Below are 15,801 nucleotides of genomic sequence, written 5' to 3' on the forward strand. Positions count from 1 at the left end.
CTCACCCCTTCGAATCCTGCTTCTCCGAGGCGGTGGCGGGTTTGCCGGGCTTTGGGCCGGACACCACGCGGACGGCGTCGCCGTCGCTGATGCCGTCGGGCGGCGCGGTGATGATGCGGTCGTCGGCGGCAACGCCCGCGGCGAGTTCGATGTCGCGGCCGAGGTCGCGCGCGATCTTGACCTGCTTGAACAGCACGCGGTCGTCGGCGCCGACCGTGGCGACGCGTAGTCCGGCCGCGCCGAACACCAAGGCGCTCGCCGGAATATGCAACGGCGCGCCGTCGCGCGACAGATTCAGCCGCACATTGGCGTAGCCGCCCGGCATCAATTCGCCGCCGGCATTGTCCAGCGCGAGCTGCATCCGCGTGGTGCCGGAGCCGACATCGACCGCCTGCGAGGACGCCTCCAGCGTCGCGGTGAAAGTGCGGTTCGGATAGTCCGGCAGCGTCAGCGCCGCCTTGGCGCCGATCTTGATCGCCGGCACGTAGCTCTGCGGCACGTTGACATAGACCCGCAGCTTCTTGATGTCGGACACCACGAACATCGCAGGCCCGGTGCCGGCGCCGCCGGAGATCAGCGCGCCGACGTCGGTGTTGCGTTCGGTGATCACGCCGTCGAACGGCACGGTGATGTTCTTGTAGCCGGCCAAGGCTTCCAGCCGCTCGACATTGGCCTGGCCAGAATTCACCGCGGCCTTCTTGTTGGCGAGGTCGGCGGTGCGCTCGTCGATTTCCTGCGCCGAGACGAAATTCGACGCCACCAGCGTTTTGCGGCGGTTCAGTGTGGCCTCCGATAGCCGCGCACTGGCTTGCTGGCTGGCGAGATCGGCGCGCGCCTGCAGCAATTGCTGATCGAGATCCGGCGCCTCGATTTCGGCGATCACCTGGCCGGCCTTCACTTTCGCGCCGATGTCGGCGCTCCAGCTTTTCAGATAGCCCGAGACGCGGGCGAAGATCGGCGCGCGGTAATACGCCTCGAGCCGGCCGGGCAGGTCGAGCGTGGCTTTGAGCAGCTTGGCGTCCGGCAGCGCCACCGCGACGCTCGGCATCGCCTGGGCGTCGGTCCAGTCGCGCAGCTCGGCGCTGCTTTTTTCCCGCGCCATGATGCCGGTGACGACGACGACGCCTGCGACCACCAGCCCGATCACGCCGGCGATGCCGAGCTTGCGCCGTGACACCCGCGGCGGCGGCGCGTCCGGCTCCGACGCGATCGGCTCCGGGGCGAACGGCTCCGGCTCGCGCGGCGGGTGATCAATGGACATGCGACATCTCCGGCGAGGCTTCGGGCGCGGTGGCGGGGTGTTTCTTGTGCACCATGCTGAACAGCACGGGGACGAACATCAGCGTGGCGATGGTGGCGAAGATCAGCCCGCCGATCACGGCGCGGCCGAGCGGCGCGTTCTGCTCGCCGCCTTCGCCGACGCCGAGCGCCATCGGCGCCATGCCGATGATCATCGCCAGCGCGGTCATGATCACCGGGCGGAAGCGGACGAAGCCGGCTTCCAGCGCCGCCTTGATCGGATCGCCGAGCACGGCGTAGCGCTCGCGCGCGAACGAGATCACCAGCACGCTGTTGGCGGTGGCGACGCCCATGCACATGATGGCGCCGGTCAGCGCCGGCACCGACATCGTGGTCTTGGTGGTGAACAGCATCCAGACGATGCCGGCGAGCGCCGCAGGAAGTGCGGCGATAATCACGAAGGGATCGGCCCAGGACTGGAAGTTGACCACGATCAACAGATAGATCAGCACGATCGCGGCGAGCAGGCCGAACAGCAGCCCGGCGAAAGCGCTGTTCATGGTCTGCACCTGGCCGAGCAGCACCACCGAAGAGCCCTTCGGCACCTCCTTGGCGGTCTCGTCGATCACCTTGCGGATGTCGGCCGCCACCGCGCCGAGGTCGCGGCCCTGCGGCGTGGCGAAGATCTGCACCATCGACTGGATGTCGTATTGCGAGACCACGGCGTTGCCGGCGGCGCGGGTGATGTTGGCGATGCCGCCGAGGATCGGCGGCGTCGTCGAATTCACCGCGGTGATCGGCAGGGTCTGCAGCGCGTCCAAGGAATCGATCTGGTATTGCGGCGTCTGCATCACGATCGAATACGACACCCCGTTGTCGGGGTTGAGGTAGTAGGTCGGCGCCACCTGCGAGGAGCCGGCCAGGTTCACCACCAGGCTGTTGGTGACGTCGCGCGCGGTGACGCCGACATATTGCGCGCGGGTGCGGTCGACGTCGATGTTGAAGGCCGGGCTGTTCGGCGATTGCTGGATCCGCGCGTCGGCGACGCCGGGAATGCGGCGGACCTTGGCCAAGACCTTGTTGGCGTAGGCGAAGTTCGCCGCGAGATTGGCGCCGCGGATCTGCAGGTCGATCGGCGCCGGCGCGCCGAAATTCAGGATCTGGCTGACGATGTCGGCCGGCAGGAACGCAAAGCTGATGCCGGGAAACAGCCGCGGCAACTGCTCGCGCAACGCCTGGACATAATGCTCGGTCGGCCGATGGCCGTCCTTGAGCTTGATCTGGATGTCGGCGTCCTGGGTGCCGATCACCCCGGTGTTGTTGTAGGTGAGGTTGATGCCGGAGATCGGCATGCCGATGTTGTCGGCGACGGTCTCGATTTCCTGCGGCGGAATGATCTTGCGGATCGCCTTCTGCACCTCGGCGAACTGATTGGCGCTTTCCTCGATGCGGGTGCCGACCTGGGTGCGGGCGTGTAAGAGGATCTGGCCGGCGTCGACCGCGGGGAAGAAGTTGCGGCCGAGATACGGCACCAGCGCGAAGGAGATGCCGACGAAGCCGAGAAAGCCGATCACGAAGATCGGCCGCCGCGCCATCGCCAGCGTCAGCAATTCGCTGTAGCCCCAGCGGATCCGGGCGAACACCGCCTCGAAGCCGTGCTGGAACGCGATCAAGGGATTGCGCGAGCGGCGCTTGCCGGCCGGCGAATGTTCTTCGTGCGGATGCAGCAGATATTTCGCCATGGTCGGCACCAGCGTGCGCGACAAGAAGAACGACCACGCCATCGCGAACATCACCGCTTCGGCCATCGGCACGAACAGGAAGCGGGCGATGCCCTGCAGGAAGAACATCGGCACGAACACGATGCAGATGCACAGCAGCGAGACGAAGGCCGGCGTCACGATCTGGTTGGCGCCGTCCATGATCGCGGTCTCGACGTCCTTGCCCTGCTCCAGATGCCAGTTGATGTTCTCGATGGTCACCGTGGCGTCGTCGACCAGGATGCCGACCGCGAGCGCCAGGCCGCCCAGCGTCATGATGTTGAGGGTTTCGCCGATCAAGGACAGCATCACGATGGCGCCGAGCACCGACAGCGGGATCGACACCGCGATGATCACGGTGGAGCGCCAGCTGCCGAGGAACAACAGGATCATCACGCTGGTCAGTAGTGCTGCGATGACACCCTCGAAGGCGACGCCGGTGATGGCGCCGCGCACGAACACCGATTGGTCGCCGATGAAGTTGATCTTCAAGGCGTCGGGCAGCGACGCCTTGACGTCGATCACCTTCTGCTTGATGCCGGAGATGATATCCAGCGTCGACACCGCGCCGGCCTTCAGCACCATCATCAGCACCGAGCGGTTGCCGTCGACATGGACGATGTTGGTCTGCGGCGGGTTGCCATCGCGGACCTGGGCGACGTCGCGGACGTAGACCATCGCGCCGTTCACGGTCTTGATCGGCAGGTCGCCGAGCTCTTCCATCTTCAACGGCGAGTTGTTGAGGTTGATGGTGTATTCGAAGCCGCCGATCTTTTGCGTTCCGACCGGAGTGATCAGGTTCTGCGCCGCCAGCGCGTTGGCGACGTCCTGGCCGGAGAGTCCACGGGCCTGCAAAGCCTGCGAGTTGAGGTCGATCTGCACCTGGCGCTGCTTGCCGCCGAACGGATAGGGGATCGCGGCGCCCGGCACCGTCACCAGCGGGGTGCGCAGCTGGTTGATGCCGATATCGGCGAGGTTCTGCTCGTTCAGCCCGTCGCCGGACAGCGCCAGCTGGATGATCGGCACGGTGGAGGCCGAGTAGTTCAGGATCAACGGCGGCGTGGCGCCGGCCGGCATCTGCTTCAAAAGGGTCTGCGAGATCGCCGTGACCTGGGCGTTGGCGGTGCGGATGTCGACATTGGGCTGAAAGAAGATTTTCACGATGCCGAAGCCGGCATAGGAATTCGCCGCGATATGCTCGATGTCGTTGACCGTGGTGGTCAACGCGCGCTGGAACGGCGTGGTGATGCGGCCGGCCATCTGGTCCGCCGGCAGCCCGGTGTATTGCCAGATCACCCCGATCACCGGAATGCGGATCTCCGGAAAGATGTCGGTCGGGGTTCGCAGCGCGGCGAGCGGCCCGACGATCAGCAACAACAGCGCCAGCACCACGAACGTGTACGGTCGGCTCAACGCGATGCGAACCAACGCGATCATGAGATGGGGTTTCCTCCGGTGATGATTGGCGACGCGCTCGTCACGGCAACCCTGGCCACCACGCGAACGCCTGATGGCGACAGCCGCGCGCGGGCGCACGCCATCACCAGTTTGGTTCTAGCCTCTGTTGCAGTGCAATTGAAGCACTGCGGCCATCACCTGTCTGTGACAGTGAAAGGAAAGCGCTGCCGCACAGCCATGACGTGCAAATTCGCGTTACGAAAAGTTAATCTCGCTGCGCCGCTTCGCCGCGCTCGTCTCCGGTCATGTGGGTGACGAAGTCGGCGATCAGCGCGCGCAATTCGGCGAACGACGGAATGTCCATCAGCAGCGCCACATAGCCGCTGATCGCCTTGTTGCTGATTTCGAAGTTGATGTGGAGGAACAGGATCAGGCTGTCCGAGCCGCCGGGACTGTCGAACATCTGCCGGCCGTCGCCGCGCACCACCACCGGCAACGACATCCGCAGCGCGCGCTTCAACAGGTTGGCGATGGTCGCCACCCAGCTGTTGAGGATGATGTTGCCGGTTTCGGCCAGCGCCTCGTCTTCCAGATCGACGATGTCTTCCAGCGTCAGCTTCGGCCCGACCACTGCGCGGATCAGTTCCAGGCTGTTGGCCTCCGGAAAGATCAACAGCGCACGGCCGGAAAACGCGCCGCTGAAATCCTGCCGCACCGCCACCAGGCTGGAGTGCGCCGGCCGCGCCACGATGGCCGCCGCGGCGTCCTGGGTCAGCACGTCCACCGCCGGCACCGACAACAGCACCTGATGCTGCACCATCTGGCGCAGGCTGGAGGCGGCGCGGGCCATGGCGATGTTGGACAATTCGCCGAGCGCGTCGCGCTCGAAGTCGGTCAGGGGGATGAAGTCGTCGCTGGTCATCGACGGATGTCTCCGGGTGCCGCGGTATCACCGCCGCTGCGGGCCGACAGGCGGCGCGCCGCGCTCGGCGACCGATTATTCCGCGGGCGTCGCTTATTTGGGCCTGCGCAACTCTTGCACGTCAATTCTATATTGTGTCTTCTCTGCCGGCGAAGTTTCGGCCATCAGCAAGGCCGCCGCGGCGGTTGGCCGCGATGTTACGATGGGTATGGCTCGATGCGGAAGACCACCAATGGCAGCAAGCGTCCTCATGCCCCGGAGGTGACCGGGCGGGGTCGTGTCGCGCCACCGGCCGCGGGCGCGGCAGCGCAGGGCGCTTCCGTCGCGGCCGAGCCGGCCGCCCGGCCGGCCAAGGCGCTGGGGTCGAAATCGCTGATGAAGACCGCCGATCTCGCCACCAAGGGCGCGCGGCGCCCGGCCGCGGCGGCGTCGCCGGTTGCGGTGGCGCCGGCGAAGTCGCCCGCCGCCAAGACCGCGCGCGGGCCGGCGTCCACCGACGCCCCGAGCCGCAAGCAGAAGATCGAGGAGCGCATCGCCGCGGCCAGCGAAGAACTCGCCGGCGGCATCGTCGAGGCGACCTCGGCGGCGGAGGAATTGCGCCGCGCCATGGAGCAGATCGCCAGCGGCGCCGAGGAGGCGGCCAGCGCCTCGCAGGAGACGCTGGCGGTGGCCAATTCCGCCACCACGGCGTTGCAGCAGGCCCGCGAGCGCGCCGACACCACCCGCCGCGGCACCGAGCGGCTGCAGAGCGTGCTCAGCGACGCCGCGAACCAGATCGCGCTGTGGGCCGGCAATATCAAGCATAATGGCGAGCGGCAGGCCGGCTCGGTAGCGGTGATCGAGCAACTCAGCGAGCAGGCGGTCAGCATCGGCGACGTCACCAAGACCGTCGGCCACGTCTCCGACCAGACCAACCTGTTGGCGCTCAACGCCGCGATCGAGGCGGCGCGGGCCGGCGACCACGGCCGCGGCTTCGCGGTGGTCGCCGACGAGGTGCGGGCGCTGGCCGAGACCTCGGAAAAGAGCGCGCTCGACGTCCAGGAACTCACCGGGCAGATCCACGAGCAGGTCAAGCTGATCGCCACCATGATCAAGACCGCGGCCGACGGCGCCGCCGCCGAGGCGCAGCGCAGCCAGACCGTGATCCTGGCGCTCGGCGATTTGCGCAAGGAGGTCGGCACCCTGGCCGACAGCAGCCAGTCGATCGCCGCCGCAGCGGCGCAGGCCGAGACCTCGTCGCGCGAGGCGCAGAAAGGCGCCGAGATCATCGCCTCCGCCGCCGAAGAGCAGGCCGCTGCCGCCGCCGAAGCGCTGCGCAGCGTCGAGCAGCAGACCGCGGCGCTAGAGCAGAGCCAGGTGGCGACCCAGGCGGTCGCGGCGTTGGCCGGCGAGGCCCTGAGTGGCGCCGGCAAGGCCGCCGAACTCGCCTCATCGGCGGAAGAACTCTCCACCGCGGTGCAGGAAATCTCCGGCGCCGCCGCGCAGATCATGATCGCGCTCGACGAGATCAGCCGCGGCGCGCAGCAGCAGGCCGCGGCGACCCAAGAGGCCAGCGCGGCGATGACCGAGATCGAGACCACCGCGCTCGCCGCCAAGGCCAACGCGGCGAGTTCGCTGGAGCGCACGTTGCGGATGCTCGACATGCTGAGCGAGATCCGCACCACGATCGGCGAATTGTCGGACGGCGTGGCGCGCTCGCTGCAGACCACCCGCCAGAGCCGCGAGATGATCGGCGGGCTGGAAATCCTGAGCCGCCGCGTCGACAAGATCGTCGACGGCATCGGCATGGTGTCGATCCAGACCAACATGCTGGCGGTCAACGGCTCGATCGAAGCGGCGCGCGCCGGCGAGTTCGGCCGCGGCTTCGCCGTGGTGTCGCAGGACATCCGCAATCTGGCGCGGGATTCCGGCGACAATGCCGGACGTATCCAGGATACCGTGCAGGCGATCCAGGACCAGATCAAAGCGGTGCGCGCCGAACTCGAACAGATCGTCGCCGCGGCCGAAGCGGAAAACCAGAAGACCGCCGCGGTGCTCGGCGGCATCGGCGTGGTCGAGGCCGACATGACCGAGGTCGCGGCCAGCACCCGGCAGATCGTCGCCAATGCCGAGGCCATCCTGTCGTCGATGCAGGAGGCCTCGCGCGGCGCCCAGCAGGTCGCCAGCGTCGCCGAACAGGCCGGCAGCGCCGCCGCGCAGGCGGCCTCCGCCGCCAAGCAGCAGGCGCGCGGCGCCGAGGATCTGGCGGCGGCGATCGAGGAAATCGCCTCGCTGGCCGAAGACATCCAGCACCAGCATGGGTAAGCGCGCGCAGCACGCCATAGCCAGCGCCAGCGCCGCGCCGGCGGCGGCTCCGCCCACTGGCGAAGCCGCGATGCCGGCGTCGCAGACCGCCCATGTGGTGGTGTTCGGCGTCGCCGCCGAACGGCTCGGGCTGCGGCTGAAGGAGGTCGCCGAAATCATCCGGCCGCCGAAGCTGGCGCAGATGCCGATGGCGCCGCCGAGCCTGCTTGGCCTCGCCAATCTGCGCGGCACGGTGCTGCCGGTGCTGTCGCTGCGCCGCCTGCTCGGCTGGGAGGACGCCGAAGCCGCCGAGCTGGCGCGGGTCATCGTGATCGATCGGCCGGCGCCGTTCGGGCTGTTGGTCGACCGCATCGAGCGGCTGCTGCCGGTGGCCGACGCCGCCGTCGAACAGGACGATGCCGGCGCCGGCCAGCTCGATCCCGCGCTGTTGGAGGGCGTGATCAAGGCCGGCGAAGGCCACGACACCATCAAGGTGCTGCATCCCGATCGGCTGTTGCGCGAGCAGTTCGCCCGGCTGAGTAGCGCCGCGCCGCGCGCGGTGACTGGAGTCTCGGCGATTGCACCAGCTGCGGCACGCAGCGAGACGGCCGCGCACCGCCAGGCGCTGCTCAGCTTCGATCTCGGCGCCCAGGAATACGCGCTGCCGCTGGAGCGGGTGCTGGAAATCATCGCGCTGCCGGACCACGTCTCCGAGGTGCCGCGGCCGGAAACCGCGGTGCTCGGCGTGGTGACGCTGCGCGACCGCTTGCTGCCGCTGGTGTCGCTGCGCACGCTGCTGGGATTTGCCGACGAACTGATCCGCGACGGCCGCGGCAAGGTGATCGTGCTGTCGCTCGGTCACGGCGCCGTCGGCGTCGTGGTCGATCGCACCCGCGACATCCTGCGGGTCGACCCGGCGCTGATCGATCCGGCGCCGGCGTTGTTGACCCGCGGCGCCGGCGACGCCGAGATCGCCGCGATCTGCCGGCTCGACCACGGCAGGCGGCTGGTCGGGCTGCTCAGCCCGGACCGGCTGTTCCGCTCCGAGCTGGTCAGCCGGGTGTTGTCGCAGCAGCTCGAGCAGGGCAGTGTCGGGCCGCAGCAAGCCGATGGGGACGCGATGGCCGACGAGCAGTTCATTGTCTTCAGGCTGGGCGAGCAGGACTATGGCGTGCCGGTCGCCGCGATCGACGAGGTGGCGCGGGCGCCGGAGCGGGTGACGCGGCTGCCGAAGGCGCCGTCCTTCATCGACGGGGTGATGAACCTGCGCGGCAGCGTGATGCCGATCGTCGATCTGCGGCGGCGCTTCGAATTGCCCGCCAACGACGCCGCGACCGCGCAGCGCGTGCTGGTGCTGGACAGCGGCGGCGGCAAGACCGGCTTTCTGGTCGACAGCGTCTCGGAGCTGATCCGAATTCCCGCACCGGCGATCAGCGCCGCGCCGGAGGTCTCCGCCGATCAGGCCCGGCTGATCCACCGCGTCGCCAATCTGCAAGCCAGCGGCCGCATCATCCTGTTGATCGATCCGGCGCAATTGCTGGATCGCGTCGAGGCCGACGTGCTGGCCAAATTCGACCGCAACGCGGCCGACGCAGCGTTGCCGGCGTCGTGATCAGGCTGCTGATCGCCGACGATTCCGCCTTGGTGCGCAAGCTGCTCGAAGGCGTCTTCCTGGAGGAAGGCGATTTCGAGATCCGCACCGCGCGCACCGGCCTGGAGGCGCTCGACATGGTGCGCGCCTTCGATCCGCATGTGGTGACGCTCGACGTGCAGATGCCCGGCATGGACGGGCTGACCTGTCTCGGCCGCATCATGATCGAGGCGCCGCGGCCGGTGGTGATGATCTCCTCGCTGACCGAGCAGAACGCCGACGCCACGCTGTCGGCGATGGCGCTCGGCGCGGTCGACGTCATCGCCAAGCCGGGCGGCACCTTCTCGCTGGAACTCGACCGGCTGCGGCCGCTGCTGGTGGGCACCATCCGCGCCGCGGCGGCGGCCAAGATCCGCCCCACTCACCGGCTCGCCGATCGGATCCGGCATAAGTTCCAGGACGCCGCCGCGAGCCCGCGCGCGCGGTCGGCGCGGCGCGGCGCCGCGCGGCGGCACGCCGAGCCCGCGCCGGGGCTGGTGCTGATCGGCACCTCCACCGGCGGGCCGGCGGCGCTCAACGTGGTGCTGCCGGAGCTGCCGGCGGATTTCCCCTGGCCGGTGCTGATCGCGCAGCATCTGCCGGCGACCTTCACCGGCGCCTTCGCCAAGCGGCTCGACGGCGAATGCGCGCTGAACGTGGTCGAGGTCGACGTGCCGCGACTGCTGGAGCCCGGCACGATCTATATCGGCCGCGGCGATGCCGACGTCATCGTGGCGCCGCGGCCGACCGGACTGATCGCGCTGTCGGTGCCGGCGCGGCGCGACTATCCGTGGCATCCGAGCGTCGAGCGGATGGTCGATAGCGCGCTGGAGCATTATGACGCGACAAGATTGCTCGGCGTGCTGATGACCGGGATGGGCGACGACGGTGCCGGCGCGATGACGCGGCTGCGCGCGCAAGGCGGGCGCACCATCGCCGAGGCGGAGTCCACCGCGGTGGTCTGGGGCATGCCGGGCGAATTGGTCAGGCAAGGCGGCGCCACGCTGGTGCTGCCGGTGGAGGAGATCGCCGCCGCGGTGATCGAAGGGGTGAGCGCCGATGCCGCTGATTAGACGCGACGACAACAAGACTGCCGCGCCGCGCGAGCCGGTCGCCGACGCCGCGGCGCTGACGGCGGCGCTCGGTGATCCCGATCCGGATCGGCGCTGGCGCGCCGCGCGCAGCCTCGGCAGCGACGCCGGCGCGGTGCCGGCCCTGGCCGCGGCGCTCGCCGCCGAACAGCTGCCGCAGGTCCGCGAGGCGATCATGACCGCACTGCTGCGGATCGGCGATGCCGGCGCGGTGGCGGCGCTGCTGCCGTCGCTGCGGGCGCAGGACGCAGCCTTGCGGGCGTCGGCGATCGAGGCGTTGCAGGCGATGCCGGAGGCGACGCTGCCGTTCATGACGGCGCTGTTCGCAGATGCCGATTCCGACGTGCGGATCCTGGCGACCGAGCTGGTGCGCAACATGCCGGCGGAGACCGCCACCCCGCTATTGTGCGACCTGTTGGCGCACGAGCCGCATCCCAATGTCTGCGCCGCAGCGATCGACGTGCTGGCCGAGGTCGGCACGCCGGCGGCGATCCCGGCGTTGCAGGCCTGCGCCAGCCGGTTCGCCGAAGTCTCGTTCCTGCGCTTTGTAGTGGCGGTGGCGATCGATCAGATTTCCGGCGCGGAGCATTGAGCCGAGCATGACTCGACCCGGTGCCGGCCCCAGCGTTGCGATCAGCCAGCAGGACGTTCGCCGGCTGTGCGAATTCCTCTATCGCCGCACCGGCATGTCGTTCGCCGACAACAAGCGCTACTACATCGATCGCAGGCTGGCGGAGCGGATCGCCGCCACCGGCTGCGGCTCGTTCGCGGATTACTTCGCGATGCTGCGCGCCGACGCCGAGCACGAGATCGAGCATCTGGTGAATTCCTTCACCGTCAACGAAACCTATTTCGACCGCGAAGAGCATCAGCTGCGCTGCATGACCGCGAGCCTGCTCGACGAGTTGCTGACACGGAAGGGCCCCGACGAGACCTTGCGGATCTGGTCGGTGCCGTGTTCGACCGGCGAGGAGCCGTATTCGATCGCGATCTGGCTGATGGAGCATTGGCGCGACGTCGACAAATACAACATCGAGATCGTCGGCTCCGACATCGACACCAGCGCGCTGCAGAAGGCCGAACAGGGCATCTATGGCGAGCGCGCCTTGATGCGGCTGACCCGCGACGTGGTGGCGCGCTATTTCAAGCCGCTGAGCCCCGGCAAGTATCAGATCGATCCGGGATTGCGGGAATCGATCCGCTTCACCCACGCCAATCTGGTCGACGCCGCCGACATGGCGCAGTACCGCGATTTCGACATCGTGTTCTGCCGCAACGTGCTGATCTATTTCGACGATGCCTCGCGCCGCATCGCCGCGGAAAATCTCTACGACTGCCTGCGTCCCGGCGGCTTCATCTGCCTCGGGCACTCCGAGACGATGAGCCGGATCTCGCCGCTGTTTCGGATACGCCGGTTTCCCGACGCCATCATCTATCAAAAACCTGGGGCCGATCATGACGAGCAACAGTGAAGCCGGCGCCGCCGCCGCGCCGCGACGGATTTTGGTGGTCGACGATTCCTCGCTGGTGCGGCTGTATTACCGCGCCGCGCTGGAGAAGGCCGGCTTTGCCGTCGATCAGGCGATCAACGGTATCGAGGCGATGGAAAAGTGCCTGGTGGAGCGCTTCGACCTGGTGATCGTCGACGTCAACATGCCGCGGATGGACGGGCTGTCGTTCCTGCGCGCGCTGCGCGGCAGCGCGCCTGAAATCGCCTCGCTGCCGGCGCTGATGATCTCCACCGAGGCCGGCCAGCAGGATCGCGACGACGCCCGCGCCGCCGGCGCCAATTTCTATCTGGTCAAGCCGGTGTCGGAAGCCGATCTGCTCAGTCACGTGGCGCTGCTCGCCGGGGCGCCGTGATGGATGCGCTGCGCGAGCAATTCGTCCTCGAGGCGCGCGAACTGGTGCAGCAGGCCGGCGACGACCTGATCGCGCTGGAGCGCGACGGCGGCTCCGCGCCGCGGATCGAATCGGTGTTTCGCGCCTTCCACACGCTGAAGGGCGCTGCCGGCCTGGTCGACTTGCCGGCGATGGGCTTGGCGATGCACGCCGCCGAGGATCTCTTGGCCGAGGTGCAGGCCGGCCGGATCGGCGTCACCCCGCCGATCATCGACGGCGCGCTGCAGTGCCTCGACCAGGTGTCGCGCTGGGTCGATTACTTTGAAGCTGACGGCGCGCTGCCGGCGGATGCCGGCGAAGTGGCGCGGCAACTGGCCGAGGCGTTGCGTTTGCTGCTGGCGCCGGGCGGTGGTGGCAGCGCGGCGGCTGCCGCGGCGAGCGCGGTGCCGGACTGGGTCGCGGAGCTTTTGGAGGAGGCGCGGGCCAATCTGCCGGACGCGCCGGTTGCGGCGCTTTCGGCGGTGGACTATCAGCCGCATCCCGGTTGTTACTTCAACGGCGACGATCCGCTCGGGCTGATGCGCAAGATCCCGCAGCTGTTAGCCTTGCGGATCGCGCCGCGCGAGCCGTTTGCGGACCTGGCCGAGATCGATCCTTACGCCTGTAACCTTCGGCTGCGGGCGATCGCGGCGGTCGACCGCGCCGCGCTGGCCGCGGTGTTCCGGCTGCAGCCCGATCAGGTGCGGATCGTCGAACTGTCGCCCGAGCTGCTGGCGCCGCCGCCGTCCGCTGCGGCAGCCGCGAGCGCGGCCCCCGCCGGGGTCTCCGACCTGGTGCGCGGGTTGATCGAGGAGCAGGCGCGGGTGCTGGCGGCGCCCGGCGAGGCCGCCGATCTGGTCGGCCGGATCGGCGCTGCGGCGCGGGTCGCCATCAACGGCTTGCGGCATGACGGCTTGGCGGAGGCGGCCGCGCAGGTCGAGGCCGCCGCCGCGCAGGCCAGCGCGCAATCCGATCCCGCCGGGCTGCAGCGTTGCCTTGCGCGGATCCTGGCCGGCGAGGCCGTCGCCGCCGCCGAGCCGGAGGCTGCGGTCGAGAGCGCCGCCGGCGGCCGCGGCAGCCGCACGTTGCGGATCGAGGAGGCGCGGATCGACGCGCTGGTCAATCTGGCCGGCGAGCTCACCCTGGTGAAGAACAGCTTGGCGCATCTCGCCAAACGCGCCGCGAATGGCGGCGGCGACATCGCCCGGCTGCTGCGTCACGAGGTCGACGCGTTCGAGCGGCTCGACGCCGAAATGCGCGCGGCCATCCTGCAATTGCGCATGGTGCCGGTGGCGCAGCTGTTTCGCAGCTTTCCGCGGCTGGTGCGCGACCTCGCGCAGCGGCTCGGCAAGTCGGTGGCGCTGGTCACCGAGGGCGAGACCACGGAATCCGACAAGACCGTGGTGGACCTGTTGTTCGAGCCGATGCTGCATCTGGTCCGCAACGCGCTCGACCACGGCATCGAGACGCCGGAGCAGCGCGTCGCGGCAGGCAAGCCGGAGGCCGCGATGCTGACGCTGCGGGCGCAGCGCTGCAGCGACCGCTTCATCGTCGAGGTGATCGACGACGGCCGCGGCATCGACCCCGCGATGGTGCGGCGTCGCGCCGCCGACAAGGCGCTGCTCGGCGCCGCGGAGCTGGCCGCGTTGTCCGACGCCCAGGTGATCGACCTGGTGTTCGCGCCCGGCTTCTCCACCACCGCGAAGATCTCCGACATTTCCGGCCGCGGCGTCGGCATGGACATCGTGCGCGCGACCATTGCGCCGATCGGCGGCCGGGTGACGCTGCAAAGCCGGGTCGGCGGCGGCACCACGGTGCGGCTCGACCTGCCGTCTTCGATCGCGATGCTGCGGATCATGGTGGTGGAGGCCGGCAGCCAGCTGTTCGGCATCCCGATGGACGCGGTGTCGCGCACGGTGCAGCTTGCGCCGGAGCGGATCAGCCGGTTCAAGGCCAATGACGGCTTCGTGCTGGACGATCGCGTGGTGCCGATCTGCGAATTGGCCGAGCTGATGCAGCTGCCGGCGAAGCCGGCCGCCGCCGCCGCGGACCGCCTGGTGGTGGTCGCCGAGGTCGGCGGCAAGCTCGCCGGCCTTGCGGTCGACGCCATCCGCGACCGGCTGGAGGTGGTGCTGAAGCCGATGCAGGGCGTGCTGTCGACCGCCCGCGGCTTCGCCGGAACCACGCTCTTGGGCGATGGCCGGGTGCTGCTGGTGCTCGATCTGCAGGAGATCGTTCCATGAGTATCGTTCGCAACACGGCGGGAACGATCGTGCTGTCCGGGGCTTGCTCTGTGGATGAGGCTGAGGCGTTGCTCCGGCTGTTGCAGGAGACGCCGCGGGCGCAGCTCGACTGGACCGGTGCCAGTCATCTGCACTCCGCTGTGGTCCAGCTCATCCTCGCCGCCAGGCCCGATCCCATCGGGCCTTGTGGCGACCCGTTCATTGCGCGGTGGGTCGCCCTCGGGTCGGTGTGAAAGGTAGAAAACCGTGCTAGTTCAATTGGCAAGGTTCCCGCAAGGGTCTCAGCGGACCCGGAACCTCAACAGGCGGCTTGGTGCCGGTGCGAGATAGCGTGAATGCAGCATAAAGTATTGATCGTCGACGACAGCAAGCTGGCCCGCATGGTGATGGCCAGCGCGTTCCGCCGGTTGCGGCCGGATTGGGACCTGGTCGAAGCCGGCAATGCCGAAGCGGCCATGCAGGCGCTCAGCGACGCGGCGCCCGACATCGTTCTGGTGGATTTCAACATGCCCGGCATCGACGGCCTGGAATTGCTGGAGAAGATTCGCTCCGAGCAGCCGAAAATCCCTGCCGCGGTGGTCTCGGCCAACGTTCAAGACGAAATTATTGCACGGACACGGGAACTTAATGCCGCCTTTATCGCTAAACCCTTGACCGATGAGGCTCTTGACGCGTTCCTGGCGGGGGCTGCGCTGCGATTGAAAACGAAGGCGCTATGAGTATCGAACGCGGCGAACTTTCCGAGATCGAACAGGATGCACTCGCAGAAATCGCCAATCTCGGCGTCAGCCGGGCGGCGGCGAGCCTGCGCCAGATGGTCGGCGAACAGGTGATGCTGTCCGTTCCGGCAGTGCGGATCGTTGGCCGCGAGGTCGCCGCCAAGCTGGTCGAAGGCGACAACGCCCCCCAATTGGTCGCGGTGAAGCAGTCGTTCGAAGGACCGTTCGCCGGCAAGGCGCTGTTGATCTTCCCGCAGGCGCAGAGCCTCGAACTGGTCCGCTCGATCGTCGGCCAGGAGCACAGCCTGGAAGACGTCATCGACCTCGAGCAGGAAGCACTCGCCGAGACCGGCAACGTGATCCTCAACGCCTGTCTGGCAACCATCGCCAATCTGCTCCGGCGTACTATGCGTATGTCGTTACCGTCGGTGATCCGCGGCGACGGCAGGACTTTGTTCGAGGTTGACGCCCCCGATGCCGATGGCAATCTGGTGTTGTTCCTGTATATCGACTTCACCATCAAGAACCGCGACATTCGCGGCTTCATCGCGCTGCTGATGGATCTGCCATCGATCACCGCGTTGAAGGAGATCGTCGCTGAATTCATCGAAGGCGTCGAGCAGCAAACCGCGTAA

At 68.2% G+C, this 15,801-nt stretch carries 13 protein-coding genes; 10 read left to right on the top strand and 3 right to left on the bottom strand.

Going from position 1 to position 15,801, the window contains the following annotated elements:
• Nucleotide 1: 1 nt before the first annotated feature.
• The 3 genes from HNR60_RS04620 to HNR60_RS04630 form a co-directional block, all read right to left on the bottom strand.
• The gene (locus HNR60_RS04620) at nt 2–1,261 is read right to left on the bottom strand and encodes an efflux RND transporter periplasmic adaptor subunit (protein WP_210313246.1); all 1,260 of its coding nucleotides are present in this window, start codon (nt 1,259–1,261) and stop codon (nt 2–4) included.
• The gene (locus tag HNR60_RS04625; RefSeq protein ID WP_184254787.1) at nt 1,251–4,436 is read right to left on the bottom strand and encodes an efflux RND transporter permease subunit; all 3,186 of its coding nucleotides are present in this window, start codon (nt 4,434–4,436) and stop codon (nt 1,251–1,253) included. Before HNR60_RS04625 ends, HNR60_RS04620 begins: the two co-directional genes overlap by 11 nt.
• A gap of 226 nt (nt 4,437–4,662) precedes the next feature.
• A complete protein-coding gene (locus tag HNR60_RS04630; RefSeq protein WP_184254789.1) occupies nt 4,663–5,319 on the bottom strand; it encodes a chemotaxis protein CheC in 657 nt (218 codons plus the stop codon).
• Nucleotides 5,320–5,535: 216 nt separating this feature from the next.
• Between HNR60_RS04630 and HNR60_RS04635 the strand changes: the two genes are divergently transcribed.
• From HNR60_RS04635 to HNR60_RS04680, 10 genes are all read left to right on the top strand, one after another.
• Nucleotides 5,536–7,623, top strand: coding sequence for a methyl-accepting chemotaxis protein (locus HNR60_RS04635; RefSeq protein WP_184254791.1), 2,088 nt, complete (start codon nt 5,536–5,538; stop codon nt 7,621–7,623).
• Nucleotides 7,616–9,214, top strand: a complete 1,599-nt coding sequence (locus tag HNR60_RS04640; protein WP_184254793.1) for a chemotaxis protein CheW — start codon at nt 7,616–7,618, stop codon at nt 9,212–9,214. Before HNR60_RS04635 ends, HNR60_RS04640 begins: the two co-directional genes overlap by 8 nt.
• On the top strand, nt 9,211–10,305 hold the full coding sequence (cheB, locus tag HNR60_RS04645; protein WP_184254795.1) for a chemotaxis-specific protein-glutamate methyltransferase CheB: 1,095 nt from the start codon (nt 9,211–9,213) through the stop codon (nt 10,303–10,305). The genes HNR60_RS04640 and cheB overlap by 4 nt, the downstream gene beginning before the upstream one ends.
• Complete coding sequence (locus HNR60_RS04650; RefSeq protein ID WP_184254797.1) at nt 10,292–10,915, top strand: HEAT repeat domain-containing protein; 624 nt, start codon at nt 10,292–10,294, stop codon at nt 10,913–10,915. Before cheB ends, HNR60_RS04650 begins: the two co-directional genes overlap by 14 nt.
• Nucleotides 10,916–10,922: 7 nt before the next feature.
• Entirely contained in the window at nt 10,923–11,795 is an 873-nt protein-coding gene (locus tag HNR60_RS04655; RefSeq protein WP_184254799.1) for a CheR family methyltransferase, read from the top strand.
• Complete coding sequence (locus HNR60_RS04660) at nt 11,779–12,186, top strand: response regulator (RefSeq protein ID WP_184254801.1); 408 nt, start codon at nt 11,779–11,781, stop codon at nt 12,184–12,186. The genes HNR60_RS04655 and HNR60_RS04660 overlap by 17 nt, the downstream gene beginning before the upstream one ends.
• On the top strand, nt 12,186–14,447 hold the full coding sequence (locus tag HNR60_RS04665) for a chemotaxis protein CheA (protein WP_184254803.1): 2,262 nt from the start codon (nt 12,186–12,188) through the stop codon (nt 14,445–14,447). Before HNR60_RS04660 ends, HNR60_RS04665 begins: the two co-directional genes overlap by 1 nt.
• Nucleotides 14,444–14,680 carry a hypothetical protein gene (locus HNR60_RS04670; protein ID WP_184254805.1) on the top strand — a complete coding sequence of 79 codons (237 nt, stop codon included), beginning with the start codon at nt 14,444–14,446 and terminating at the stop codon, nt 14,678–14,680. The genes HNR60_RS04665 and HNR60_RS04670 overlap by 4 nt, the downstream gene beginning before the upstream one ends.
• 102 nt (nt 14,681–14,782) lie before the next feature.
• The gene (locus HNR60_RS04675) at nt 14,783–15,166 is read left to right on the top strand and encodes a response regulator transcription factor (RefSeq protein ID WP_184254807.1); all 384 of its coding nucleotides are present in this window, start codon (nt 14,783–14,785) and stop codon (nt 15,164–15,166) included.
• The gene (locus tag HNR60_RS04680) at nt 15,163–15,801 is read left to right on the top strand and encodes a chemotaxis protein CheX (protein WP_184254809.1); all 639 of its coding nucleotides are present in this window, start codon (nt 15,163–15,165) and stop codon (nt 15,799–15,801) included. Before HNR60_RS04675 ends, HNR60_RS04680 begins: the two co-directional genes overlap by 4 nt.

The organism is Rhodopseudomonas rhenobacensis, assembly GCF_014203125.1.
In the GTDB taxonomy this organism is placed as follows: Bacteria; Pseudomonadota; Alphaproteobacteria; order Rhizobiales; family Xanthobacteraceae; genus Rhodopseudomonas_A; species Rhodopseudomonas_A rhenobacensis.

Coding starts and splice junctions, on each gene's coding strand:
- HNR60_RS04620 (WP_210313246.1), bottom strand. CDS start 1,261: ATGTCCATTGATCACCCGCCGCGCGAGCCGGAGCCGTTCGCCCCGGAG.
- HNR60_RS04625 (WP_184254787.1), bottom strand. CDS start 4,436: ATGATCGCGTTGGTTCGCATCGCGTTGAGCCGACCGTACACGTTCGTG.
- HNR60_RS04630 (WP_184254789.1), bottom strand. CDS start 5,319: ATGACCAGCGACGACTTCATCCCCCTGACCGACTTCGAGCGCGACGCG.
- HNR60_RS04635 (WP_184254791.1), top strand. CDS start 5,536: ATGCGGAAGACCACCAATGGCAGCAAGCGTCCTCATGCCCCGGAGGTG.
- HNR60_RS04640 (WP_184254793.1), top strand. CDS start 7,616: ATGGGTAAGCGCGCGCAGCACGCCATAGCCAGCGCCAGCGCCGCGCCG.
- HNR60_RS04650 (WP_184254797.1), top strand. CDS start 10,292: ATGCCGCTGATTAGACGCGACGACAACAAGACTGCCGCGCCGCGCGAG.
- HNR60_RS04655 (WP_184254799.1), top strand. CDS start 10,923: ATGACTCGACCCGGTGCCGGCCCCAGCGTTGCGATCAGCCAGCAGGAC.
- HNR60_RS04660 (WP_184254801.1), top strand. CDS start 11,779: ATGACGAGCAACAGTGAAGCCGGCGCCGCCGCCGCGCCGCGACGGATT.
- HNR60_RS04665 (WP_184254803.1), top strand. CDS start 12,186: ATGGATGCGCTGCGCGAGCAATTCGTCCTCGAGGCGCGCGAACTGGTG.
- HNR60_RS04670 (WP_184254805.1), top strand. CDS start 14,444: ATGAGTATCGTTCGCAACACGGCGGGAACGATCGTGCTGTCCGGGGCT.
- HNR60_RS04675 (WP_184254807.1), top strand. CDS start 14,783: ATGCAGCATAAAGTATTGATCGTCGACGACAGCAAGCTGGCCCGCATG.
- HNR60_RS04680 (WP_184254809.1), top strand. CDS start 15,163: ATGAGTATCGAACGCGGCGAACTTTCCGAGATCGAACAGGATGCACTC.